Here is a 25,120-nt window from a genome sequence, read left to right as displayed (position 1 = left end):
AAAAAGCGGCGATCCAAGGATCGCCGCTTCCTCGATTTTTATGCTTAAGCCGCACTAAACAACTTATGCGGATCAATCACAAACTTCTTCGGCACGCCCGCATCGAACTCGCCATAACCACGTGGCGCGTCGTCCAGGCTGATCACTTCCACCCCAACGATGTCGGCAATATGGATGCGGTCCCACATGATCGCCTGCATCAGCTGGCGGTTGTACTTCATCACCGGGGTCTGGCCGGTGTGGAAGCTGTGGGATTTGGCCCAGCCCAGGCCAAAGCGGATGCTCAGGCTGCCCATCTTGGCGGCGGCATCCACCGCACCCGGGTCCTCTGTGACATAGAGGCCAGGGATACCGATTTTGCCAGCCACACGCACCACGCCCATCAATGAGTTGAGCACGGTGGCCGGGGCTTCATGTTTCACCCCGGCATGGCCATGCCCGCGAGCTTCGAAGCCAACGGCATCGACGGCGCAATCGACTTCCGGCTCACCCAGCAGCGCGGCGATCTGTTCGTGCAGCGGGGTGTCCAGGGACAGGTCGGCAATTTCGAAGCCCTGGGCCTTGGCGTGCGCCAGGCGGATTGGGTTGACGTCACCGATGATCACCACCGCGGCGCCCAGCAGACGGGCCGAAGCGGCAGCCGCCAGACCGACGGGGCCGGCACCGGCCACATACACGGTGCTGCCCGGGCCAACGCCGGCAGTCACGGCGCCGTGATAACCGGTAGGCAGGATGTCGGAGAGGCAGGTCAGGTCGCGGATCTTCTCCATGGCGCGGTCGCGATCCGGCAGTTTCAGCAGGTTGAAGTCAGCGTACGGCACCATGGCGTATTCGGCCTGGCCACCGGTCCAGTCGCCCATGTCGACATAACCATAGGCGCCGCCCGGGCGAGCCGGGTTCACGCTCAGGCACACGCCGGTGTGCATTTCCTTGCAGGAACGGCAGCGCCCGCAAGCCACGTTGAACGGGACCGAGACCAGGTCACCGATTTTCAGGTTCTCGACGTCGCTGCCCTTCTCGATCACTTCGCCGGTGATCTCGTGCCCCAGCACCAGCCCGGTCTGGGCCGTGGTGCGACCGCGCACCATGTGCTGGTCGGAACCACAGATGTTGGTGGAGACCACGCGCAGGATCACCCCGTGCTCGATCTTGCGGCCGCGCGGGTCCTGCATTTTCGGATAGTCGATTTTCTGTACTTCGACCTTGCCCGCGCCGAGATACACCACACCACGATTGCCAGACATGCTTTCACCTCGCTGTTGTTTTTATGAAACCGCGTTGCCCAGGCAGGCAGCGCGTTAAGTGCTCGGGTACAGATGCTGAATCTTGTGCTGCTTGTAATGACCTCATCGCCAGCAGGCCAGCCCCCACACTTATTCGGGGTGGACACAGGATTGGTGAACAACCCAGAACCTGTGGGAGCTGGCCTGCCAGCGATGGCGATCTAAAGAACGACCGTGCGATTGGCGTTCAAGAACACCCGCCGCTCAATGTGATAACCCACCGCCCGGGCCAGCGTCAGGCCTTCGATATCCCGCCCCTTGGCGATCAGGTCTTCGGGGTAATGGCTGTGATCCACCGCCTCCACGCCCTGGGCAATGATCGGGCCTTCGTCCAGGTCGTTGTTGATGTAGTGCGCCGTGGCGCCGACCAGCTTCACGCCCTTGTTGTAAGCCTGGTGGTAGGGCTTGGCGCCCTTGAAACCGGGCAGCAACGAGTGGTGGATGTTGATCGCCTTGCCGTCGAGCTTGCGGCACAGTTCCGGCGACAGCACTTGCATGTAACGCGCAAGGATCACCAGTTCGGCGCCGGACTCCTCGATCACCTGCCACACCTGACGCTCCTGGGACGGTTTGTCGTTGGGGTCGAGGGGGAAGTGGTAATAGGGAATGCCGTGCCAGTCGGCCAATGGCTTGAGGTCCGGGTGGTTGGAGACCACCGCCGCCACGTCCATCGACAGCTGGCCGATGCGTTGACGGTAGAGCAGATCGTTGAGGCAGTGATCGGCCTTGGAGACCATGATCACCACTTTTGGCCGGTGGTGCGGCGGGGTCAGTTCGAAAATCATCCCGAAGCCTTCGCCGCGCTCGGCCAGGCCGGCACGGAAGGACTGCTCGTCGAACCCCTCGGGCTGGCGAAACTCCACACGAATGAAAAAGCGTCCCGAGAGCCGGTCATCGAAGGAGTGGTGCTCGGTGACGTAGCAGCCTTGCTCGAACAGAAAGCGGGTCACCGCGTCCACGGTGCCGAGGACGCTGGGGCAGTCGGCGGTCAGAATCCATGTGTCTGGGGCGCGGCTCATAGTGCGGTGACTCCTGTGAAATCGGTGGATGCCTACTGTAGGAGCGAGCAGGCTCGCTCCTACAGGTTCTCATCAAGCCTGAACGCTCAGCCCGTACTCGGCCGCAGCGTCCTGCAACCACAACCACCAGTAATCCGAGAAGCTGCGGCGGATCAGCAATTCCCAGGTGTCTTCTGCGGTGTGGCGGATCACCAGTTGCGACTTGGCGAACACCGTGCCCACGGCCTTGCCCACCGGGAAGTTGTTGGGGTGCACGTCGTAGCTGGTGGACTTCATCAGCACCTGGCGCACGTTCGGGCCGCTCAGTTCGAGGATCTGCTGGCCACCGCTGACGTTGACGATCTGGATGTGCAACTCGCCCAGGGCTTCACGCAGCTTCTGCTCGGCGGCGAACTCTTCACCGCCTGGCACGATCAGCAGCCATTCATCCGGGCCCATCCATTGCAGGCTGGTTTCACCCTTGACGATGACACTCAACGCACCTGGCAATTCGATGCCCAGGGCCTTGTGCACACCGGCGGCGAACGCGGCATCGTGACCGTCGCCACGCAGGGTCAGGTGACCGAGGAGCTTTTTCTCACGCACGATCACGCCGGCGTTTTTGCGGCCCTTGCCCACCAGGCTGGCGAGGTCGGCATGATGCAACGACGACTCGGCCTTGGCCCCGGTGGTTGGGCGTTGTTGGTACACATTGGCTACGGTCATAAAGCACCTGCTTGAATTCTGTTGGTTCCGACCTTTGTGGTGGCTGTTCTATTGCCATCGCGAGCAAGCTCGCTCCCACAGTGGATTGATGCCTGACACAAACTTTTCCGGCGACTTCGATCCTGTGGGAGCGAGCTTGCTCGCGATGGCGGCAGCTCACACCCCACAGGACCCAAAGCAATCACACGTTCTGGCGATCACCCTTCGGATCGAAGAACACCGAAGAAACGATTTCCGCCTCGATCACGCTGCCATCGGCCAACGGCGCGAATACCCGCTCGCCGATGCGCTTCAAGCCGCCTTTGACCACGCCCATGGCAAACGAGTAGCCCAGGGAGTTGTGCAGGTAGCTGGAGGTCACGTGACCGACCATGCTCATCGGGATCGCCTGCTTGGTGTTGAACACCAGCTGCGCACCCTCCGGCAGCCACTTGGTCGGATCGATCGGCTTGAGCCCGACCAGCTGTTTACGCTGATCACGCACGCAGTCTTCGCGGTTCATGCCCCGCCAGCCGATCCACGAGAACGGTTTGGTGCGTCCCACACACCAGCCCATGTTCAGGTCGTCCGGGGTCATCGAACTGTCGGTGTCCTGGCCAACGATGATGAAGCCCTTCTCGGCCCGCAGTACGTGCATGGTCTCGGTGCCGTACGGGGTCAGGTTGTACTTCTTGCCGGCCTCGACGATTTTTTCCAGTACGCCCATGGCGTAGTCGGCCTGCACGTTGACTTCGTACGACAGCTCACCGGTAAAGGAAATCCGGAACACTCGCGCCGGCACGCCACCCACCAGGCCTTCTTTCCAGGTCATGAACGGGAAGCCGTCCTTGTCCAGGTCGATGTCGGTGACTTCGCTGAGCAGCTTGCGGCTGTTCGGCCCGGAGAGCGTCATGGTGGCCCAATGGTCCGTCACGGAAGTGAAGTACACCTTCAGGTCCGGCCATTCGGTCTGGTGGTAGATCTCCAGCCATTGCAGCACGCGAGCCGCGCCGCCGGTGGTGGTGGTCATGACGAAATGGTTGTCGGCCAGGCACGCCGTCACACCGTCGTCGAAGACCATGCCGTCTTCCTTGCACATCAGGCCGTAGCGCGCCTTGCCCACGTCCAGCTTGGTCCAGGCGTTGGTGTAGACGCGGTTGAGGAACTCGCGAGCGTCCGGGCCTTGAATGTCGATTTTGCCGAGGGTCGAGGCGTCCAGCAGGCCGACGCTTTCGCGCACCGCCAGGCATTCACGCTTGACCGCCGCATGCAGGTCTTCGCCGTTGCGCGGGAAGTACCACGGACGTTTCCACTGACCGACGTCTTCGAATTCGGCGCCGTTTTTCAGGTGCCATTGATGCAGTGCGGTATAGCGCACCGGCTCGAAGATGTGCCCACAGTGACGACCGGCTACCGCACCGAAGGTCACCGGGGTGTAGTTGGGGCGGAACATGGTGGTGCCCATCTGCGGGATCGTCACGTTCAGCGAACGGGCCGCGATGGCCAGGCCGTTGACGTTGCCCAGCTTGCCCTGGTCAGTACCGAAGCCCAGCGCGGTGTAGCGCTTCACGTGCTCGACCGACTCGAACCCCTCGCGGGTCGCCAGTTCGATCGCCGCGGCAGTGACGTCGTTCTGCAGGTCGACAAATTGTTTCGGCGCCCGTGCGGTGTTCTTTTCATGGGGCACCTGGAACAGCGCCAGGGTCGCCTCTTCATGGCGACTCAGGGCTTTGGGCAACACACCCTCGACCGTCTGGAACCCGGCTTCGGCAGCGGCGCGGGCGCCGCCTTCAAAACCGTCGGCCAGGGAATCGCCGAGGCCATAGACGCCGTTGATCCCGCCCACGCACACGCGTTTTTGCGGCGCTTCGCCCGGGACAAAACCGAGGATGTCTTCACGCCAGGTCGGCTTGCCGCCCAGGTGCGACGCCAGGTGGACCACCGGGCTGTAGCCGCCGGAACTGGCCACCAGGTCGCACTCCAGCCATTCGCCCGGGCTGGTCACGGTGTGCGCCTTGACGTCGATCGCGGCCACACGGGCGGCGGTCACATGTTTGCTGCCACGGGTTTCGATCACCGCGCTGCCGGTCAGGATGCGGATGCCCTTGGCCCGGGCTTCTTCCACCAGCGCACCGCGTGGGTTGCTGCGGGCATCGGCGATGGCCACCACTTGCAGGCTGGCGTCGAGCCAGTCCAGGGCGACGCGGTAGGCGTGATCATTGTTGGTGCTCAAAATCAGCTTCTTGCCCGGTGCCACGCCGTAGCGCCGCACGTAGGTGGAGACCGCACCAGCCAGCATATTGCCCGGCACGTCGTTGTTGCCGTAGACCAGCGGCCGCTCGCACGCGCCGGTCGCCAGCACCACGCGCTTGGCGCGAACCCGGTGGATGCGCTGGCGCACCTGGCCAATCGGCGCACGGTCACCGAGGTGGTCGGTGAGGCGCTCGTGAATGGTCAGGAAGTTATGGTCGTGGTAACCGTTGACCGTGGCGCGCGGCAACAGCAGCACGTCCGGGGTGTCTTTCAGTTCAGCGATGACGCTGGCGACCCAGTCGGTGGCCGGCTTGCCGTCGAGGCTTTCGCGCGAATCCAGCAGGCTGCCGCCGAACTCTTCCTGTTCGTCGGCGAGGATCACCCGCGCCCCGCTGCGCGCAGCCGCCAGTGCCGCGGCCAGGCCAGCAGGACCGGCGCCGACGATCAGCACGTCGCAGTGCTGGTTCATGTAGTCGTAGGTGTCCGGATCGTTTTCGGTCGGCGAGCGACCCAGGCCAGCGGCCTTGCGGATGTACTTCTCGTAGGTCATCCAGAACGATTGCGGGTACATGAAGGTTTTGTAGTAGAAACCCGGCGGCATCAGCTTGCCGCCGACCTTGCCGAGAATCCCCATCATGTCGTTGTTCACGCTTGGCCAGCCGTTGGTGCTGGTGGCGACCAGGCCCTGGTACAGCGCCTGTTGGGTGGCACGCACGTTGGGGATCTGGGTGGCTTCGGTGGCGCCGATCTGCAGCACCGCGTTCGGCTCTTCGGCACCGGCGGCGAAGATCCCGCGCGGACGGGAATACTTGAAGCTGCGACCGATGATGTCGACGCCGTTGGCCAACAGGGCCGCGGCCAGGGAGTCACCTTCAAAGCCCTTGTACACCTGGCCGTTGAACGTGAAGCTGAGGACTTTGTTGCGGTCGATCCGTCCACCGTTGGACAGGCGATTGATCTGGCTCATACCTTCGCTCCCAGAGCCTGCGCGGCCGCTTTCGAACTATCAGTCTTGTCGGTGAACTGCGGCTTGCTGCCGATCTTGTAGGTTTCGAGAATCTCGTAGGTCACGGTGTCGCGGGTGACGTTGAAATACTGGCGGCAACCGGCGACGTGATCCCAGAGTTCGTGGTGCAGGCCACGGGGGTTGTCACGGAAGAACAGGTAGTCGCCCCACTCCTCGTCGGTGCAGGTGTTCGGATCCAGCGGACGCGGGATGTGCGCCTGGCCGGAAGCGTGGAATTCCTCTTCGGAGCGCAGTTCGCCGCAGTGAGGACAGAAGATATGCAACATAGGAAATTTCTCCTGTTAGTGGGCGACGGCAGCAGCGCCGTGTTCGTCGATCAGCGCACCGTTGTGGAACCGGTCGATGGAGAAAGGTGCCGCCAGCGGGTGCATTTCACCCTTGGCCAGGCTCGCCGCAAACACGTTGCCCGAACCCGGCGTGGCCTTGAAGCCACCGGTACCCCAGCCGCAGTTGAAAAACATGTTCGGCACCGGGGTCTTGGAAATGATCGGGCAGGCATCCGGCGTGGTGTCGACGATGCCGCCCCACTGGCGGTTCATGCGCACCCGCGACAGCACCGGGAACATCTCGACGATGGCCTGGATGGTGTGCTCGATCACCGGGTACGAACCGCGCTGGCCGTAGCCGTTGTAGCCGTCGATACCGGCGCCGATCACCAGGTCGCCCTTGTCGGACTGGCTGATGTAACCGTGCACCGCGTTGGACATGATCACGCTGTCGATAATCGGCTTGATCGGCTCGGACACCAGCGCTTGCAGTGGGTGTGATTCGATCGGCAGACGGAAGCCGGCGAGCTTGGCCATGTGCCCGGAGTTACCGGCTGTCACCACACCGACGCGCTTGGCACCGATGAAGCCCTTGTTGGTTTCGACGCCGATGCACACGCCGTTTTCCTTGCGAAAGCCGATCACTTCGGTCTGCTGGATCAAGTCCACGCCGAGGGCGTCGGCGGCCCGGGCAAAGCCCCAGGCCACGGCATCGTGACGGGCCACGCCGCCGCGCCGCTGGACGGTAGCGCCCATCACCGGGTAGCGGGTGTTCTTCGAGCAGTCCAGGTACGGAATCTCGTCGGCAACCTGTTTGGCGTTGAGCAGTTCGCCGTCGACGCCATTGAGGCGGTTGGCGCTGACCCGACGCTCGGAATCACGAATGTCCTGCAGGGTGTGGCACAGGTTGTAGACGCCACGCTGGGAGAACATCACGTTGTAGTTGAGGTCCTGGGACAGGCCTTCCCAGAGTTTCATCGCGTGTTCGTAGAGGTGCGCCGACTCGTCCCACAGGTAGTTGGAACGCACGATGGTGGTGTTGCGCGCGGTGTTACCGCCGCCCAGCCAGCCTTTCTCGACCACGGCCACGTTGGTGATGCCGTGCTCCTTGGCCAGGTAGTAGGCGGTTGCCAGACCATGCCCGCCACCGCCGACGATGACCACGTCGTAGACTTTTTTCGGGGTCGGCGTGCGCCACATGCGCTGCCAGTTTTCGTGGTGGCTGAGGGAGTGTTTGAAGAGGCCGAAGCCTGAGTAGCGTTGCATAGTCATTTCTCCAAAAACCGCGCTCAGCGATAAACCGGGAAGTCAGCGCACAGGGCCGAGACCTGCTGGGCGACATTGGCCTCGACATCGGCATCGCCGAGGTTGTCGAGGATGTCGCAGATCCAGCCGGCCAGCGTGACGCACTGACTCACTTTGAAGCCGCGCGTGGTGACCGCCGGGGTGCCGATGCGCAGGCCGGAAGTGACGAACGGCGACTGTGGGTCATTCGGCACGGCGTTCTTGTTCACCGTGATGTGCGCACGACCAAGGGCGGCATCGGCGTCTTTGCCGGTGAGACCCTGGCGGATCAGGCTGACCAGGAACAGGTGATTGTCGGTGCCGCCGGACACTACATCGTAGCCACGTTTGATAAACACGCTGGCCATGGCCTGGGCGTTGTCGATCACTTGTTGCTGATAAGCCTTGAAGCCTGGCTCCAGCGCTTCCTTGAAGCACACGGCCTTGCCGGCAATCACGTGCATCAGCGGGCCACCCTGGGCACCGGGGAACACAGCGGCGTTGAGCTTCTTCTCGATTTCCTCGTTGGCCTTGGCCAGGATCAGGCCGCCACGCGGACCGCGCAGGGTCTTGTGGGTGGTGGTGGTGACCACGTCGGCGTACGGCAGCGGATTGGGGTACAGACCGGCAGCGACCAGGCCGGCAACGTGGGCCATGTCGACGAACAGCAGCGCGCCGACCTTGTCGGCAATCTGCCGGAAGCGCGGGAAGTCGAGGGTCTTGGAGTAGGCCGAGAAGCCGGCGACGATCATCTTCGGCTGGCACTCGACGGCCAGGCGCTCGACCTCGTCGTAGTCGATCAGGCCGGTCTTGGTGTCGATCCCGTACTGCACGGCGTTGTACAGCTTGCCCGAGGACGACACCTTGGCGCCGTGGGTCAGGTGACCGCCGTGGGCCAGGCTCATGCCCAGGATGGTATCGCCAGCCTGGATCAGGGCCAGGTACACCGCGCTGTTGGCCGAAGAGCCGGAGTGCGGCTGGACGTTGGCGTAGTCGGCACCGAACAGTTGCTTGGCGCGCTCGATGGCCAACGCTTCGACTTTATCCACATGCTCGCAGCCACCGTAGTAACGCTTGCCCGGATACCCTTCGGCGTATTTGTTGGTCAGGCCACTGCCCTGTGCTTGCATGACGCGCTTGCTGGTGTAGTTCTCTGACGCGATCAGCTCGATGTGATCTTCCTGGCGTTGCTCCTCGGCATTCATCGCCGCCAGCAGTGCATCGTCATAACCCTGGATCTGGTCTTGCTTGCTGAACATCGCGTCTCTCCCAGCGGCGGTGGTGCGCCATTTTGTCTTGGTGAGGCACCGGCCTGGCGGCAGTGCCCTTTGATGCGATGGTATGACCGGCGCAGACCGGTCAAATGCCTACGGACGCCACACAAAGGTGCGTTTACGACATGGGCTGAAATGGACACGTCGTACTCGCTCACAAGATCAACACACTACCTGTGGGAGCGGGCTTGCTCCGGGCGGCGTTCCGACGATGGCGGAGGGTCAGCCGACTCTTATGCCGGATGTGACGCCGTCATCTCGGGCAAGCCGGCTCCCACACGGTTATGCGGCGATATTGCGGACGAGTAACAGAAGCAGAAAATGTAGCGGATACAAGGCATACGCCCAACGGCGCATCGGCGGTGGCTTGAGATGTCTGGTATGTCGCAACAAGACCAGACCCAGCAATGGCGCAATCAGGCAGACACCAAGAGCGACCACCGCCACCGGGTTGCCCAGGCGGGTGGCGGCAATCAGCACCTGCCATTGATTCGCCGCCAGGCAGACCAGCCCCGGCAACACGGCCCAGTACCATGGCCGACGCATCACCAGCCATGTCGCCAACGGTAGCAACACGCCAAAGACGCCAAACATCAGTCGCTCACTCAACAGCGTCGCCAGCAGCAGCGCGACCAGCCCCAAGCCCCGCGCCTGCAGGTCCTTTCGCAACCAGCCACGCGCCACCAGCAAGCCCAACGCCAGCGTCGGCAACACGTTCAGCACATCGGGGTCGGGAATGAATAGGCGGTAGGGGATTTCGCTCACCAGGCTAAACAGCATCAACCACCCCAGATAACGCCACTGACCGCCGGTCGGCGCTGTCGACGTACGGGCCAGGTTTACCGCCATCGCCAGGCAGAACCAGGGAAACGCCAGGCGGCCCGGCACATAGAGCACATCGAGCGGCCAACCGACATAGCGCAGATGGTCCAGAACCATGCTCAGCAGTGCCAACCATTTGAGCAGATCGAGTGCACCGTCACGTTGCGTCACGTGCATAATTGCGCCTCGACTGTGTAGTTTTCTGACAGATACATCGCGTGTGCTCTCCGGACGATCTTCGGTAACGTACGCACCCTCATTGACCACGAGCCGCTTCACCATAAGCGCCTCGACCACGGAAGCCGGCCATGACCGATAAGAGCCAACAATTCGCCAGTGACAACTATTCCGGCATCTGCCCTGAAGCCTGGGCGGCCATGGAACAGGCCAACCAGGGCCACCAGCGCGCCTACGGCGACGATGAATGGACCGCCCGCGCCTCGGACTATTTCCGCAAACTGTTCGAAACCGACTGCGAAGTGTTCTTCGCCTTCAACGGCACCGCCGCCAACTCCCTGGCCTTGTCGTCGTTGTGCCAGAGTTACCACAGCGTGATCTGCTCGGAAACCGCCCACGTCGAAACCGACGAATGTGGCGCCCCGGAATTCTTCTCCAACGGCTCCAAGCTGCTCACCGCGCGCACCGAAAACGGCAAGCTGACGCCGGAGTCGATCCGCGAGATCGCCCTCAAGCGCCAGGACATCCACTACCCCAAACCACGGGTCGTGACCCTGACCCAGGCCACCGAAGTCGGCAGCGTCTACACCCCGGAAGAAATTCGCGCCATCAGCGCCACCTGCAAAGAGCTGGGCCTGAACCTGCACATGGACGGCGCGCGTTTTTCCAACGCCTGTGCCTTCCTCGATTGCTCGCCGGCCGACCTGACCTGGAAAGCCGGGGTCGACGTCTTGTGTTTTGGTGGCACGAAAAACGGCATGGCGGTGGGTGAAGCGATTCTGTTCTTCAACCAGAAACTGGCCGAAGACTTCGACTACCGCTGCAAACAGGCCGGACAACTGGCGTCGAAGATGCGCTTCCTCTCGGCGCCCTGGGTTGGCCTGCTGGAGCACGACGCCTGGCTCAAGCACGCCCGCCACGCCAACTACTGCGCACAGCTGCTGGCGGAACTGGTCAGCGACATTCCCGGCGTCGAACTGATGTTCCCGGTGCAGGCCAACGGCGTGTTCCTGCAACTTTCGGAAGCCGCCGTGGCCGCACTCACCGCTCGCGGCTGGCGCTTCTACACCTTCATCGGCAAAGGCGGCGCACGCTTCATGTGCTCCTGGGACACCGAGGAAGAACGCGTGCGGGAATTGGCGCGGGACATCCGTGAGGTGATGAGCGCCTGAGGTCGCTGCCAACGGCGCTGCACATCTCGGCGGCGCCGTTCATCCGAACTGGCATTTCTGACAGTTCAACGCCTCCAAGTCGCCAGCGTAGCCTGTACGCACCTGAAAAGGAGTTCACGCAGTCTTTCAGGAACCATGGTCTGTCGAAGATTCGACGGAGAACCTGAATTCCAGAAGAGCGCAATCAAAATGAACGATAAAACCTTGGGCCAACCGCTGACAAACGACTCCGAAAGCACCGCCACGCCTATCACGTGGGACGAATTGGTCAAAATTGTGCAGGTCGGCGACATCGTTCGCAGGTCAAACAGAAACTCACAGATCACGGGCAAGGAATTCAAGGAGGATGCGCAAGGGCTATTCAACATAATGCTGATTAGCCGTGAAGTTTAAGTACCGACGCCAATAGCCCGCATCATCGATTAATGGCGGCTTGAGTCCTGACTCACTCCACTGCGGCCAGATGCTTGCCGCCTCGGCGCAGTGGCCTCCACCCACCACAGACACTGTGGATCGAAACCTCCAGAAGCCATCCCTCACACCGACGCCTGCAAGACTTCGTCTACATTGTCTATCGAGCCAACCCGCTCGCATAACAATAATCAGGAGCGTCAGCATGTCATTGCAAGGCAAAACCCTGTTCATCACCGGCGCCAGCCGCGGCATCGGCCGCGAGATCGCCCTGCGGGCCGCGCGCGATGGCGCCAACATTGTGATCGCCGCCAAAAGTGCCGAGCCCCACGCCAAGCTGCCGGGGACGATTTTCAGTGTCGCAGAGGAAGTGCAGGCCGCCGGGGGTAAAGCCTTGGCGCTGCAGGTTGATGTGCGTGATGAAGACGCTGTGCGGGCGGCGCTGGCCCGGGCCAACGAACATTTCGGCAGCATTGATGCACTGATCAACAACGCCGGGGCGATCAAGCTGACCGGGGTGCAACACATCGAGCTCAAGCGTTTCGACCTGATGCACCAGATCAACACCCGCGCGGTCTTGCTGTGCAGCCAGGCTGCGTTGCCGTACCTGAAAAAGTCCGGCGGCCACATCCTCAACCTGTCCCCACCGCTGAACCTGGACACCAAGTGGTTCGCCCAGTACAGCCCTTACACCGTCACCAAATACGGCATGAGCATGCTGACGCTGGGCATGAGTGAGGAATTCAAGGGTTACGGGATCAGCGTCAACTCGCTATGGCCGCAGACGATGATCGCCACCGCCGCAATCGAGTTCCAGTTGGGCTCACGGGAATCGTTCAAGCATGCGCGCCTGCCTGCGATCATGGCCGATGCTGCCCATGTGATTCTGAGCAGCAGCGGGCGCAGCCTGACCGGGCGCTTACTGATTGATGAGCAAATACTGCGCGAAAGCGGCGTGACGGAGTTCGAACACTACCGGTTCGCACCCGACAGCAGCGACACGTTGATGACGGATCTCTTCGTCGACTGAAAAACACCCTTCCCTGTAGGCGCGAGCGCCCGCTTGCTCCTACAGTAGATCGGTGTTGATCAGAACTCGATCCGCACATCCCCCTTCGGCACGCTGCAGCACGACAGGATGAACCCTTCGGCCTCGTCTTCCTCGGTGATCCCGCCGTTGTGATCCATCTCCACCTCGCCCCCCAGCTTCATCACCTTGCAGGTCCCGCAAATGCCCATGCCGCAGGCCTTGGGAATCAGCAGGCCAAGCTTGGCCGCCGCCGCGTGCACGGTTTCTCCCGGGGCCACGCGGATGCTTTTGCCGGACGCGGTGAACTCCACCTGGTGCAGGTCGGCGACGTCGATTTCCGGGGCATCGGCCGCCTGCTCCGCTTGCTCCACCGCATCGGCGCGGGCTTCCGGCGGCGTGGCACCGAAGGACTCCTCGTGGTAGCGCGTCATGTCGAAGCCTGCCGCCTCCAGCAAGCGCTTGACCGCATTCATGTACGGCGTCGGGCCGCAGCAGAACACTTCACGCTCGAGGAAGTCCGGCGCCATCAGTTCGAGCATCTTGTGGTTCAGGTAACCGCGATAACCGGACCACGGCTCGCCCAGGCCGTGCTTCTCGCAAATCAGGTGCAGGCTGAAGTTGTCGATCCGCGACGCCATGTGCTCCAGCTCGCGGTGATAAATGATGTCTTTCGGGGAGCGGGCGCTGTGGATAAACACCATGTCGACATTGCCGTTGGTGTCGTAGAACCAGCGCGCCATCGACATCACCGGGGTAATGCCCACGCCGCCGCTGAGGTAGAGCACTTTCGGCGCGGTGAAATCCATCGCGTTGAACAGCCCGACCGGCCCGTGCACCGCCAACTCCTGGCCTTCGTGCAGGGTGTCGTGCAGCCAGTTTGAGACCTTGCCGCCCGGCACCCGCTTGATGGTCACCGAGAAGCTGTAGGGCACCGACGGCGAGCTGGAGATGGTGTATGAGCGCATGATCGGCTGGCCGTCGATTTCCAGCTCCAGGGTGACAAACTGCCCCGGCTTGAAAAAGAACATGATCGGCTGGTCGGCCATGAAACAGAAGGTGCGCACGTCCCAGGTTTCCTGGATGACTTTGACGCAACGGACAATGTGTCGACCATTGGCCCAGGTCTGGGTGGTTACCGGGTTCAGGAAGCTGTTGGACATGCTGTTCTCCACGGCCGACTGTCGGCCTCATGTTGGCGATTCTGCGTATAGCGCTGACCGGCCATTTACCTATCTGCGACATTCACATGCTTATCGCGACCAGCCCCTTGCTACCGGGGGTTGAGCGTCGGGAACAGAGTGGGCCATGTCGCTCGTGGATAAGGTTCTGGGCGGCTGCAGCCCCACACTCGCCTCAACAGATAAACACTGTTTATGTCTTGCGTAGCAACCGTATCAGCCACTATTCGCCGGCCACACAGAATGGCCTTGAGGACTCAATCGATGGACGTCACCGCAAAAATCAGCCTGGGCGATCCGCTGGAACCCGCACGCAAGGCCACCGCCCAGATGTTGCAGGAACGTGAGCGCACGTTCTCGCTGCCCCAGCCGTTCTACTCTGATGAGCGGCTGTTCGATATCGACATGCAGGAGATTTTTCAGAAAGAGTGGTTGATCGCCGGCATGACGTGCGAAATCCCGACCAAGGGCAACTACCTGACCCTGCAGATCGGCAAGAACCCGATCATCGTGATCCGCGGTGCCGAGGGGGTGGTGCATGCCTTCCACAACGTCTGCCGCCACCGTGGCTCGCGCCTGTGCACCAGCGATAAAGGCAAGGTGGCCAAGCTGGTCTGCCACTACCACCAGTGGACCTATGAGCTGGACGGTCGCCTGCTGTTTGCCGGCACCGAGATGGGTGACGACTTCGACATGAAGCAGTACGGCCTCAAGCCGGTGAATGTGAAGACCGCGGGGGGCTATATCTTCATCAGCCTGGCGGAAAACCCGCCGGCCATCGATGACTTCCTGTCGACGCTGAACCACTACATGGAACCGTACGATATGGAGAACACCAAGGTGGCGATCACCACCACCTTGATGGAAAAAGCCAACTGGAAGCTGGTGCTGGAGAACAACCGCGAGTGCTACCACTGCAACGCCTCGCACCCGGAACTGCTGAAAACCCTGCTCGAATGGGACGACGTCACCGACCCCCGTGCCGACCAGGCCTTCAAGGACCACGTCGCCGCCTCTGCCGCCGCCTGGGAAGCCGAGAAGATTCCGTACGCCCACGCCAGCTTCGGCCTGCGCAACCGCATTGTGCGCATGCCGCTGCTCAAGGGCACCGTGTCGATGACCCTGGACGGCAAGCAAGGCTGCAAGAAACTCATGGGGCGCATCCAGAACCCGGACCTGGGCTCGATGCGCATCCTGCACCTGCCGCACTCCTGGAACCACTGCATGGGCGATCACATCATTGTGTTCACCGTGTGGCCGATCAGCGCCCAGGAAACCATGGTCACCACCAAGTGGCTGGTGCACAAGGACGCCGTCGAAGGCGTGGACTACGACGTCGACCGCATGCGCCAGGTCTGGGACGCCACCAACGACCAGGACCGTCGCCTGGCCGAAGAGAACCAGCGCGGCATCAACTCCACCGCCTACCAGCCAGGGCCCTACTCCAAGACCTATGAGTTCGGCGTGGTGAACTTTGTCGATTGGTACAGCGAGCGGTTGCTGAGCAACCTGGGCGCTGAGCCTGCGCCTTACCTCAAAGGGGTTCCGGTTCAAGGCTGACGCCACCGCCCGTGTAGGCGCGAGAAAGCTCGTGCCTACACGGGGCTTGTTCGCAACTTCCGTTAGAACTGTACGAAATATGATCTATTGCGTTCAGAGCTATATTGCACGTGCCTCCCAGCCTTCAGTAAACAAGTTATCCACACCTCCACCCACAGCTAATGGGGACAACTGTGGAAATGCTGCCGATTTTCTCCACAGAAACTGAAGAAAATCCGTGACTTATCCAAATGTGTGGTTTTCACCGGTGATTGGTTGTTTTTTGATCGAAAGCCTGAAAGCCTCGGCCTGTATGGCTCTTATCAGATCGCAAACACCTTATCCACAGAAGCGCCAACAGACTTTGGGGGCAACTTGTGCACCGTCGCCCTGTTGTGTGGAAAACCCTGTCCAGACAGCAGATTTCAAGGCGTCCAGAGTGCATCGAGGGGTATAAACAGGCATTTGGTTATTTATTGACCAAAATCTTGAAAGGCCCGATTAATAAGGCTCACAGCCAATAGTGAACATCTTATCCACAGAAGCGCCAACAGAGATTGGGGGCAAGTCTTGAACCCGGCAGCGCCTCATCCACTGAAAAAAGCTCGAAAAAACAAGCAATAGCACTGGTTGTTTTTCGTACAAAGGCCTGCAGGGCTTGCTGTGCAGGGCGTGTAGCGATGGGCGAACATGTTATCCACAGAAGCGCTAACAGGGATTGTGGGTAACCGATGCGCACTCTTTGCGATCTAGGTTTTCCTGATCTGCGAAGCATCCTGTATTGGCAGGCCGGACAAACCAGCTGAAGTTGGAACAGAAGATCCGGGAACAGAATCACTCAAAGGTATAACTGTAACCTGAGTAATCGAAGCGGGAGGTTGAACGTTTTTTGTCGAACCAAACGAAGGCAACAAGCTTTTGAGGTTATCTGTGATGGTTTTCCACAGCCCCCTCCCCTTATAGGCATTCGCAGCTCCGATAGCCACTCGCGTTAAAGCCCCCGTCAGCAATGCTGCGGTTCCTACATTGGCAACATGGTTTCCAAGCGCGCTTCCCGATAAATGCAAAGCCGCCCCAGCAGCACTGGTGAGCGAGCCGGCCAAGCTGATACGCGAGGCATTCAAAGCGGCTCCAGTAAGCTTGGGTCCTATCAGTGTGGCCCCCGTGACTGCGGTGTGCAGTCCAGCGGTCAGGAACGGCTGAATGAGCTTGGCTACAAACACAGGGTACTCACCCGTCGGATCCTTAAAGTTGACCGGATCACCCCTGGAGTAGGTGTACGAGTTGATCCCCCCTTTATCAAACGGACTCAACCGATCCGGGCTGTGAAACCGCATCAACAGCGGGTTATAGACCCGATGGCCATTGCCCAGGTGATACCAGCCAGTAGGACGTTCTTTGAGCTGCCCATTGAAGCCCAGGCCCGCACTCGTCGGCCTCAGGCTACTGGGCGAACCATAGGGGGTGTAAGCGCGAAGGTTCGGACCGCTGCGGTCCAACTCGGCGAGGATGGATTGTTGCAGGTCGGTAGCCAGCAACAAGGTACGCGGCTGCAAAACAGTGGCGGCCGGTGAGCGGACAGGAAGAGGAGAATTACCGGTAACGTGCATCAGGCAGCCTCGCATCGATCCAGACGCCCCGCAGCACGCCTGCGGGGGCTCATCCATGCTCATCAACCTAACAAAAGCGCATTGAATGCAACACTAGCAGTTCTGCTAGGAACGCCGTCAGAACTAGCGAACAACGCCCTCTTCGACCAGCAACTTGAGGATCGCCTCGGCACCTTCCTGGGCGGTCACGCCCTTGAGCACCTGGCCACCGCCACCGCTGGCCTTGGCCGTCGCGGCTTTCATACGGTCGGCACCGCTTTTGGCCTTGATCACCTTCAAGCGTTTGGGCCGTGGCTTGGCCGGATGCAGGGTGGCGACCGCCAATAGTTCATCGTCGACGATCTCCACGTCCTCGGCCTGCAACACCCCGCGCCGGGCCGGGCCGTAGGCGCTCTGGCGTGGCTTGGGTGCGGCGTTATCCACCGTCGCCAGGAACGGCAGGCGCACCTTCAAGCGACGGCGTTGACCGCGGGGCAAGGCTTGCAGCACCAGCGCAGACGCGCCGTCGATCGACTCCACCTGCGCCAGCCCCACCACCAGCGGCCAGCCGAGGCTTTCAGCCAGCAGGAACGGCAACATGCCCGAGCCTTCACCGGTTTCCGCCTGGCTACCGGTCAGCACCACCTGGGCTCCGGCATCACGCAAGTACGCGGTCAAGGCCGGCAGCGCATCGGCGCCTTCCGGTTGTTCCAGCACATGCAGCTGTTCCAGCCCCATGCCCAGGTAAGCGCGCAGGGCGGGCTCGGCGATGTCGCCGGCATGCAGCACCTGCAAGTTATCCCCAGCCAGTTGCAGACCCAGTTCCACCGCCCGCGCATCCTGCTCCGCGCGACGGGGCCGACCGGAAGTCGGGTGGGCGCCGATGGAGACCAGGCTGATGATTTTCGTGCTCATAACCCTTTCCTTCCCTTAAGCCGCATCGCGCTTGGCACCGTTGCGGTAAGCCTCTACCGCCGCGATCAAGGCGTGAAGAATCTCGGCGCTCTCGCCGATCACCGACAGGTCGGCCCGCTTGATCATGTCGCACCCGGGATCCAGGTTGATCGCCACCACCTTGTCGCAGGCACCGATGCCCTGCAGGTGCTGGATCGCCCCGGAAATCCCCACCGCCACGTAGACCCGTGCGGTGACCCAGGTGCCGGACGCCCCGACCTGCCGGTCGCGGGCCATGAAGCCGTCGTCCACCGCCACCCGCGAGGCGCCTTCGGTGGCCCCCAGCGCAGCGGCGGTCTGGTGGAACAACGCCCAATCCTTGACCCCGTTACCGCCCGAGAAGATGAACTCGGCTTCGGCCATCGGAATTGCTGCCGGGTCCACTGCCACCGCCCCCAGATCCTCAATCCGCGAGAGACTGCGCGCGACGGTTGTGGATAACTCCACCGGCAAGGCTTCGTGACGGGTTTCGCTGACCGGTTCGGCGCATTCGACGGCGGCCAGAATCAAGCGTGCGAGCGGACGAGCAAGGTCTTGCAAGCCGGCGCCGGCACGGCCGATGCACGCCTGGTCCTTGACCTGCCAGACCCGCGTGGCCGGGCGTTCGCCCAGGGCGGCGGCGAAGCGCCGACCCAGTTCACCGCCACCGGTGCGACTGTCCGGCAGCAACCAGTGACGCGGGCTGAACTGGTTATCCACAGCCCGCAGGCCCTGGACCCGTTGTTCCGGTGCATAACCGCTGAACTGCTCGCCTTCGAGCACCAGCAAGCGATCAACGCCAGCCGTGGCGAAGGCGCTCTCTTTGTGTTCGCCGAAGACCACGGCCAGGACCGCGCCGTCCTTGCCGGCCAATTGATGCGCCAGGCCGAGCAAGTCGCGGTCATGGCTGCTCAAGCGGCCGCCGACCATGTCCGGCACCACGCTGATGTAAAACGCCGGTGCAGGCACCTGATGCAACGGCAACTGCACTTCAACGGCGGCCGTACGCTTGGTCGCGCCGCCCTGCTGCGCGCCACTGCGGTCGATGCGCTTGACCCCGTTGGGGCCGATGAAGCCGACTCCATGGGGATTCTTGCGGATGACGCCGTTAGGCCCCATCCAGCTGTGTTGCGCCGGTTGCATGGCCGCGTGCAGCGGGTGCAGGCGGTTGCGGGCAATCCATTCAGCACGGGGGTCGCGGCGGATAATCTCGCTCATCAGTGCAACTCCGCAGGTTCACGTTGGGCCGGCGTGATCGGCTTGCTGGGTGCCTGGTCTTCCAGCAGCGCATCGGCCACCAATTCGGCAATGTCCTTGATCAACGGTCGCGGCTCGACCACGCCTTCCAGCATCGCGGTGCACTGCGGGCAGCCCACGGCCACCAGTTCGGCACCTGTTTCGCGGATGTCTTCCATGCGCATGTCCGGAATCCGCTGCTTGCCGGGGATGTCCGTGATCGGCGCGCCGCCGCCACCGCCGCAGCAGCGCGAGCGGAAGCCGGAGCGTTGCATCTCTTTGACTTCGATACCGAGGGCGCGCAGCACTTCACGCGGTGCCTCATATTCGCCGTTGTAGCGGCCCAGGTAGCACGGGTCGTGATAGGTCACGCTATTGCCTTTGTGCTGGCCGAGGTTCAACGCACCGGCACCGATGATTTGTGCCATGTAGGTACTGTGGTGCTGTACCAGGTAATTGCCATCGAACGCGCCGTACTCGTTTTTCAGCACGTGGAAGCTGTGCGGGTCACAAGTGACGATACGGTTGAAGCGGTATTTGGCCAGGGTCTGGATGTTGCGTTTGGCCAACAGTTGGAAGGTCGCTTCATCGCCCAGGCGTCGGGCCACGTCACCGCTGTCGCGCTCTTCGAGGCCAAGCACGGCGAAGTCGACTTTGGCCGCTTTCAGCACTTTGACGAACGCGCGCAGCGTGCGCTGGTTGCGCATGTCGAAGGCGCCGTCGCCGACCCATAACAGCACGTCGGTGGATTGCTTCTCGCTGAGCAGGTTCAGGTTCAGGTCCGCCGCCCAGTTCATCCGCCCGCCAGGGGCGAAGCCGCCCGGGTTGTCGGTGGCGATCAGGTTTTCCAGGACCTCGGCACCCTTGTTCGGGGTCGCGCCTTTTTCCAGGGTCAGGTGCCGGCGCATGTCGACGATAGCGTCCACGTGCTCGATCATCATCGGGCATTCTTCGACGCAGGCCCGGCAGGTGGTGCACGACCACAGGGTCTCGGCGTCCACCAGACCGTTGACGATCGGCTGATGCGGATTGCCTGCATGTTCGCCGATTGGCTTGCCTGGGTACGGGCTGCCGGCGAACTTGGCGTCGGTGCCACCGGCCAGGCCGACCACCATGTCCTGAATCAGCTTTTTCGGGTTCAGCGGTTGGCCGGCGGCAAACGCCGGGCACGCGGCTTCGCACTTGCCGCACTGCACGCAGGCGTCAAACCCCAGCAGTTGGTTCCAGGTGAAATCCTTGGGTTTTTCCACGCCCAGCGGTGCGCTTGGATCGTTCAGATCCAGTGGTTTCAAACCGGTGGAGCGACCGCCACCAAAACGCTCGGCGCGACGGTGCCAGGCCAGATGCAAGGCGCCGGCGAAGGCGTGCTTCATCGGCCCGCCCCAGGTCATGCCGAAGAACAACTCGGACACACCCCACAGCACCCCCAGCCCGAGGATAGCCACCACCAGCCAGCCACCGAAATGCTCCGGGAGAATGCCCGCCACTGGCAGGGTCACCAGGAAGAAAGACGCCGAGAACGCCAGCAGGCTCTTCGGCAAACGCATCCACGGGCCTTTGGACAACCGGGCTGGCGGGTTGCGCCGGCGCAGGTAAACGAAGATCGCCCCCACGAACATCACTGCCGTCATCAACAGCAGCGCATACCCCAGGAAGCGGTTATGCAGGCCAAATCCGTGGACCAGGATCGCCAGAACCGCCGACGCGACAGCGCCGCCGGCCGTGGCGACGTGGGTATTGGCGATGTATTTGTCCCGCGCCACCACGTGGTGCAGGTCGACCATGTAGCGCTTGGGCATGGCGAGCAGGCCGCCGATCAGGTCGACTTTCGAAGCCCGGCCCCGACGCCACATGGCCACCCGCCGCAAGGCGCCCAGGACAGCCAGGCCCAAGGCAGCAAACAGCAGGATGGGAAGAATTGTGTTCAACATGGGTGTTGCTCCCAAAGACCTCAGGGTCTTAACGATCTGGATACCTGACCCGACTCCTGTGGGAGCGGGCTTGCCCGCGATAGCGATAGGTCAGTCAACATTGGTGTTGAATGTGCTGCCGTCATCGCGGGCAAGCCCGCTCCCACATTGGTTTGGCGTCGTATCAGAAATCCTTACACAGCCGCAGGGCGTCATAGATCGCAGCATGCGTGTTGCGCTGGGCCACGCAGTCGCCGATGCGGAACAGCAGATAACCGTCGCCGCTCTGCTCCAGGCAAGGCTGGGGCTTGATCGCGAACAGCGCTTCAACGTCCATCTGGCCCTTGTTGCGCGAACCTTCCTTCAGCGCGTAGTAGATTTCTTCATCTGGCCGCACGCCGTTTTCCACCACCACCTGGTCGACCACCCGCTCCTCCTTGGCGCCGGTGTATTCGTTCTCCAGCACGGCAATCAGCTTGTCGCCTTCGCGGTAGACCTTTTCCAGCATCATGTCGCCGGTCATGATCACTTCCTTGGGGTACATGCTGCGGTAGTAGGTCGGGAACGACGTACCGCCGATGGCCACGCCGGGCTTGATGTCGTCGGTGACGATCTCGACCTGGCAACCCTTGTCGGCCAGGAAGTCGGCCACCGACATCCCGGTGAATTCACAGATGGTGTCGTAGACCAGCACGTTCTTGCCGGGCGCCACCTTGCCGTCGAGCACGTCCCAACTGCTGACCACCAGGCCTTCGGCCGCGCCCCAGTGTTCGTTCTGCTCCAGGAACGGATGCCCGCCAACCGCCAGCACCACCACGTCCGGACGCAGGTCGAGAATGGTCGCGGCATCGGCCGCCACACCCAGGCGCAGGTCGACTTTCAGGCGTGCCAGTTCCAGCTGGAACCAGCGGGTGATACCGGCGATCTGGTCCCGTTGCGGGGCTTTGGAGGCCGTGGTGATCTGCCCACCGATGAATTCCTTCTTCTCGAACAGGGTCACGTCATGGCCACGTTCCGCCGCGACGCGCGCAGCTTCCATCCCGGCCGGGCCGGCACCGACCACGACCACCTTGCGTTTCGGCCCGGTGGACTTCTCGATGATGTGCGGCACGCCCATGTATTCACGGGACGTCGCGGCGTTCTGGATGCACAACACGTCCAGGCCCTGGTACTGCCGGTCGATGCAGTAGTTGGCACCCACGCATTGCTTGATCTGGTCGATCTGGCCCATCTTGATCTTGGCGATCAGGTGCGGGTCGGCGATATGGGCGCGGGTCATGCCGACCATATCGACATAGCCGCCTTCCAGAATCCGCGTGGCCTGGTTCGGGTCCTTGATGTTCTGCGCGTGCAACACCGGAACCTTGACCACTTCCTTGATCCCGGCCGCCAGGTGCAGGAACGGCTCCGGTGGATAACTCATGTTGGGGATCACGTTGGCCAGGGTGTTGTGGGTATCGCACCCCGAGCCGACCACACCGATGAAATCGAGCATGCCGGTGTCGTCGTAGTACTTGGCGATCTGCTTCATGTCTTCGTGGGACAGACCGTCCGGGTGGAACTCGTCACCGCACAGGCGGATGCCGACACAGAAGTCGTCACCGACCTCGGCACGCACTGCCTTGAGCACTTCCAGGCCAAACTTCATGCGGCCTTCAAAGGTGCCACCCCACTCGTCAGTGCGCTTGTTGACCCGCGGGCTCCAGAACTGGTCGATCATGTGCTGGTGCACGGCCGACAGCTCGACGCCGTCCAGGCCGCCGGCCTTGGCCCGACGCGCGGCCTGGGCGTAGTTGCCGATGACCCGCCAGATTTCTTCCGGCTCGATGGTCTTGCACGTGGCGCGGTGTACCGGTTCACGGATGCCCGACGGCGACATCAGGGTCGGCCAGTTAAAACCGTCCCACCGTGAGCGGCGGCCCATGTGGGTAATCTGAATCATGATCTTGGCGCCATGCTTGTGCATGGCGTCGGCGAGGTTCTGGAAGTGAGGAATGATGCGGTCGGTGGACAGGTTGACCGAGCTCCACCATTCCTGCGGGCTGTCGATGGCCACCACCGACGAACCGCCGCAAATCGCCAGGCCGATCCCGCCCTTGGCTTTCTCTTCGTAATACTTGACGTACCGATCGGTGGTCATGCCGCCGTCAGTGGCATACACCTCGGCGTGCGCGGTGCTGAGCACGCGGTTGCGGATGGTCAGTTTGCCGATCTGGATCGGCTGGAACATTGCTTCGAAAGCCATGGCAGGATCCTCGACTTACAACGGCTTGACGGTGAACAAGCCGTCGTCGTGGCCTTCTTCGGAGCCACCGTAAACCTGTTCGGCGACGGTGCGGATGTTGCTGCCGCGCGCCTGCAGGATCTGGTCCATGGCACCGGCAAACCAGCCGGTGAACATGTAGTCGACCTTGCGTCCAACCTTGCCGTACACATAGACAAACGCCGAGTGCTCGAGCTTGACGCTGGCAGTGCCTTTGTCGAGGTCAATGTCCTGGATCTTGAACAGGCCCCAGCCCCGTTGCGACAGGCGCTTCATGTAGTGCTCGAACACCGCGACACCTTCCAGGCCGTGGCATTCGGCTTCCTTCTCGCACCAGTGCCAGGCGGACTTGTAGCCGGCCTTGTAGAGGATTTCGGCGTAGGCGTCGGCACCCAGTACTTCTTCGATGCCCATGTGGTTGTTGACGAAGAAATGGCGCGGCACGTACAGCATTGGCAGGGCGTCGGAGGTCCAGACACCGGTCTCGCTGTCGACTTCGATTGGCAATTGCGGGGCGATCTTGGCCATGGAAACTAAACTCCAGAAAATTCGTGGTCAGTGCTTAGCAAAGCTTTTGCTTTGCTCTTATAAACAAGCTGTGTGAATGACTTTGGAGCCGTAGCGAGCACGTCGAGAGCAAGGAAGGACCGGAGCGACAAGCGAGACAGTACGGGACGTACGGCGAGCTTGGCGCGAAGACCTGACGCAGCTATCGGCGAGCGGAGTAGGCTCCAGAGTTATTCACTCGCCCCAGACGTCTTTGAGAACGTTCACCCAGTTCTCGCCCATGATCTTGCGCACCACGCGCTCAGGATGGCCGCGCTTGAGCAGGGTTTCGGTCAGGTTCGGGAACTCGCCCACGGTACGGATGCCCAGTGGGTTGATGATCTTGCCGAAGCTGGTCAGACGGCGGGCGTAGCCCTTGTCGTGGGTCAGGTATTCGAAGAAGTCCTGGCCATGGCCCTGGGTGAAGTCGGTGCCGATACCGATGGCGTCTTCGCCGACAATGTTCATGGTGTATTCGATGGCTTCGGCGTAGTCGTCGATGGTCGAATCGATGCCCTTGGCCAGGAACGGCGCGAACATGGTCACACCGACAAAACCGCCGTGATCGGCAATGAACTTGAGCTCTTCATCGGACTTGTTGCGCGGGTGCTCCTTGAGACCCGACGGCAGGCAGTGGGAGTAGCAGACCGGCTTTTTCGATTCGAGGATGACTTCTTCCGAGGTCTTGGAGCCGACGTGGGACAGGTCGCACATCACGCCGACGCGGTTCATCTCGGCGACGATCTCCCGACCGAAGCCCGACAGGCCGCCGTCACGCTCGTAGCAACCGGTGCCCACCAGGTTCTGGGTGTTGTAGCACATCTGCACAATGCCAACGCCGAGCTGCTTGAACACCTCGACATAGCCGATCTGGTCTTCGAAGGCGTGGGCATTCTGGAAGCCGAAGAGGATCCCGGTCTTGCCCAGTTCCTTGGCCTTGCGGATGTCGGCGGTGGTGCGCACCGGCATCACCAGGTCGCTGTTCTCGCGGATCAGTTTCTGACTGGCGGCGATGTTGTTGATGGTGGCCTGGAAGCCTTCCCACACTGACACGGTGCAGTTGGCCGCAGTCAGGCCACCCTTGCGCATGTCTTCAAACAGCTCACGGTTCCACTTGGCAATGATCAGCCCGTCGATAACGATGCTGTCGGCGTGCAGTTCGGCTGGGCTCATCAGGCTGTCCCCTTATTGGCGATTCATGCGCCGAATCGTCTGCCGGCGCTT

At 61.8% G+C, this 25,120-nt stretch carries 20 protein-coding genes; 4 read left to right on the top strand and 16 right to left on the bottom strand.

Going from position 1 to position 25,120, the window contains the following annotated elements:
* Positions 1–44 precede the first annotated feature (44 nt).
* From fdhA to H7995_RS05765, 8 genes are all read right to left on the bottom strand, one after another.
* Positions 45–1,244, bottom strand: a complete 1,200-nt coding sequence (gene fdhA, locus H7995_RS05800; protein WP_095164333.1) for a formaldehyde dehydrogenase, glutathione-independent — start codon at positions 1,242–1,244, stop codon at positions 45–47.
* A 200-nt stretch (positions 1,245–1,444) separates the two neighbouring features.
* Positions 1,445–2,302 carry a formyltetrahydrofolate deformylase gene (purU, locus tag H7995_RS05795; protein WP_166592034.1) on the bottom strand — a complete coding sequence of 286 codons (858 nt, stop codon included), beginning with the start codon at positions 2,300–2,302 and terminating at the stop codon, positions 1,445–1,447.
* A gap of 72 nt (positions 2,303–2,374) precedes the next feature.
* Complete coding sequence (locus H7995_RS05790; RefSeq protein WP_166592033.1) at positions 2,375–3,007, bottom strand: sarcosine oxidase subunit gamma; 633 nt, start codon at positions 3,005–3,007, stop codon at positions 2,375–2,377.
* Between the two features lie 181 nt (positions 3,008–3,188).
* Positions 3,189–6,206 (bottom strand): sarcosine oxidase subunit alpha, encoded by a 3,018-nt coding sequence (locus H7995_RS05785; RefSeq protein WP_166592032.1) that lies wholly within the window; start codon positions 6,204–6,206, stop codon positions 3,189–3,191.
* Positions 6,203–6,532 carry a sarcosine oxidase subunit delta gene (locus H7995_RS05780; protein WP_166592031.1) on the bottom strand — a complete coding sequence of 110 codons (330 nt, stop codon included), beginning with the start codon at positions 6,530–6,532 and terminating at the stop codon, positions 6,203–6,205. The genes H7995_RS05785 and H7995_RS05780 overlap by 4 nt, the downstream gene beginning before the upstream one ends.
* 15 nt (positions 6,533–6,547) lie before the next feature.
* Complete coding sequence (locus H7995_RS05775) at positions 6,548–7,798, bottom strand: sarcosine oxidase subunit beta (protein WP_003206307.1); 1,251 nt, start codon at positions 7,796–7,798, stop codon at positions 6,548–6,550.
* A 23-nt stretch (positions 7,799–7,821) separates the two neighbouring features.
* Positions 7,822–9,075 carry a serine hydroxymethyltransferase gene (gene glyA / locus H7995_RS05770; RefSeq protein WP_166592030.1) on the bottom strand — a complete coding sequence of 418 codons (1,254 nt, stop codon included), beginning with the start codon at positions 9,073–9,075 and terminating at the stop codon, positions 7,822–7,824.
* Positions 9,076–9,372: 297 nt separating this feature from the next.
* Positions 9,373–10,089, bottom strand: a complete 717-nt coding sequence (locus H7995_RS05765) for a TraX family protein (protein ID WP_244647624.1) — start codon at positions 10,087–10,089, stop codon at positions 9,373–9,375.
* Positions 10,090–10,220: 131 nt separating this feature from the next.
* On the opposite strand from H7995_RS05765, the gene H7995_RS05760 reads away from it, so the two are divergent.
* The 3 genes from H7995_RS05760 to H7995_RS05750 all read left to right on the top strand — a co-directional run bounded on the left by H7995_RS05760 (position 10,221) and on the right by H7995_RS05750 (position 12,702).
* Positions 10,221–11,261 carry a threonine aldolase family protein gene (locus tag H7995_RS05760; protein WP_166592028.1) on the top strand — a complete coding sequence of 347 codons (1,041 nt, stop codon included), beginning with the start codon at positions 10,221–10,223 and terminating at the stop codon, positions 11,259–11,261.
* A gap of 189 nt (positions 11,262–11,450) precedes the next feature.
* On the top strand, positions 11,451–11,654 hold the full coding sequence (locus H7995_RS05755; RefSeq protein WP_166592027.1) for a hypothetical protein: 204 nt from the start codon (positions 11,451–11,453) through the stop codon (positions 11,652–11,654).
* Positions 11,655–11,877: 223 nt separating this feature from the next.
* Positions 11,878–12,702: an SDR family oxidoreductase gene (locus H7995_RS05750; RefSeq protein ID WP_182342689.1), complete on the top strand. Its 825-nt coding sequence runs from the start codon at positions 11,878–11,880 to the stop codon at positions 12,700–12,702.
* Between the two features lie 59 nt (positions 12,703–12,761).
* On the opposite strand, the gene gbcB is transcribed toward H7995_RS05750, so the two are convergent.
* Entirely contained in the window at positions 12,762–13,862 is a 1,101-nt protein-coding gene (gene gbcB, locus H7995_RS05745; protein WP_166592025.1) for a glycine-betaine demethylase subunit GbcB, read from the bottom strand.
* 282 nt (positions 13,863–14,144) lie between these two features.
* Between gbcB and gbcA the strand changes: the two genes are divergently transcribed.
* Positions 14,145–15,440 (top strand): glycine-betaine demethylase subunit GbcA, encoded by a 1,296-nt coding sequence (gene gbcA, locus H7995_RS05740; protein ID WP_166592024.1) that lies wholly within the window; start codon positions 14,145–14,147, stop codon positions 15,438–15,440.
* A 728-nt stretch (positions 15,441–16,168) separates the two neighbouring features.
* On the opposite strand, the gene H7995_RS05735 is transcribed toward gbcA, so the two are convergent.
* The 7 genes from H7995_RS05735 to H7995_RS05705 form a co-directional block, all read right to left on the bottom strand.
* Complete coding sequence (locus H7995_RS05735; protein WP_185818102.1) at positions 16,169–17,029, bottom strand: RHS repeat-associated core domain-containing protein; 861 nt, start codon at positions 17,027–17,029, stop codon at positions 16,169–16,171.
* Positions 17,030–17,152: 123 nt separating this feature from the next.
* Entirely contained in the window at positions 17,153–17,923 is a 771-nt protein-coding gene (gene etfB, locus H7995_RS05730; protein WP_182342693.1) for an electron transfer flavoprotein subunit beta, read from the bottom strand.
* Between the two features lie 15 nt (positions 17,924–17,938).
* Positions 17,939–19,159, bottom strand: a complete 1,221-nt coding sequence (gene etfA, locus H7995_RS05725) for an electron transfer flavoprotein subunit alpha (RefSeq protein ID WP_166592021.1) — start codon at positions 19,157–19,159, stop codon at positions 17,939–17,941.
* Positions 19,159–21,108 carry a dimethylglycine demethylation protein DgcB gene (gene dgcB / locus H7995_RS05720; protein WP_185818101.1) on the bottom strand — a complete coding sequence of 650 codons (1,950 nt, stop codon included), beginning with the start codon at positions 21,106–21,108 and terminating at the stop codon, positions 19,159–19,161. The genes etfA and dgcB overlap by 1 nt, the downstream gene beginning before the upstream one ends.
* Positions 21,109–21,271: 163 nt before the next feature.
* Positions 21,272–23,332 (bottom strand): dimethylglycine demethylation protein DgcA, encoded by a 2,061-nt coding sequence (gene dgcA / locus H7995_RS05715; protein WP_182342695.1) that lies wholly within the window; start codon positions 23,330–23,332, stop codon positions 21,272–21,274.
* Positions 23,333–23,347: 15 nt separating this feature from the next.
* On the bottom strand, positions 23,348–23,878 hold the full coding sequence (locus tag H7995_RS05710; RefSeq protein WP_003194877.1) for a DUF5943 domain-containing protein: 531 nt from the start codon (positions 23,876–23,878) through the stop codon (positions 23,348–23,350).
* A gap of 213 nt (positions 23,879–24,091) precedes the next feature.
* Positions 24,092–25,069, bottom strand: a complete 978-nt coding sequence (locus H7995_RS05705; protein WP_166592018.1) for a dipeptidase — start codon at positions 25,067–25,069, stop codon at positions 24,092–24,094.
* Positions 25,070–25,120 lie beyond the last annotated feature (51 nt).

The sequence above is a fragment of the Pseudomonas kielensis genome (assembly GCF_014236655.1).
Taxonomy (GTDB): Bacteria; Pseudomonadota; Gammaproteobacteria; order Pseudomonadales; family Pseudomonadaceae; genus Aquipseudomonas; species Aquipseudomonas kielensis.
The sequence above is the reverse complement of the archived record's forward strand: the minus strand, read 5'-3'. Positions and strand labels throughout refer to the sequence as shown.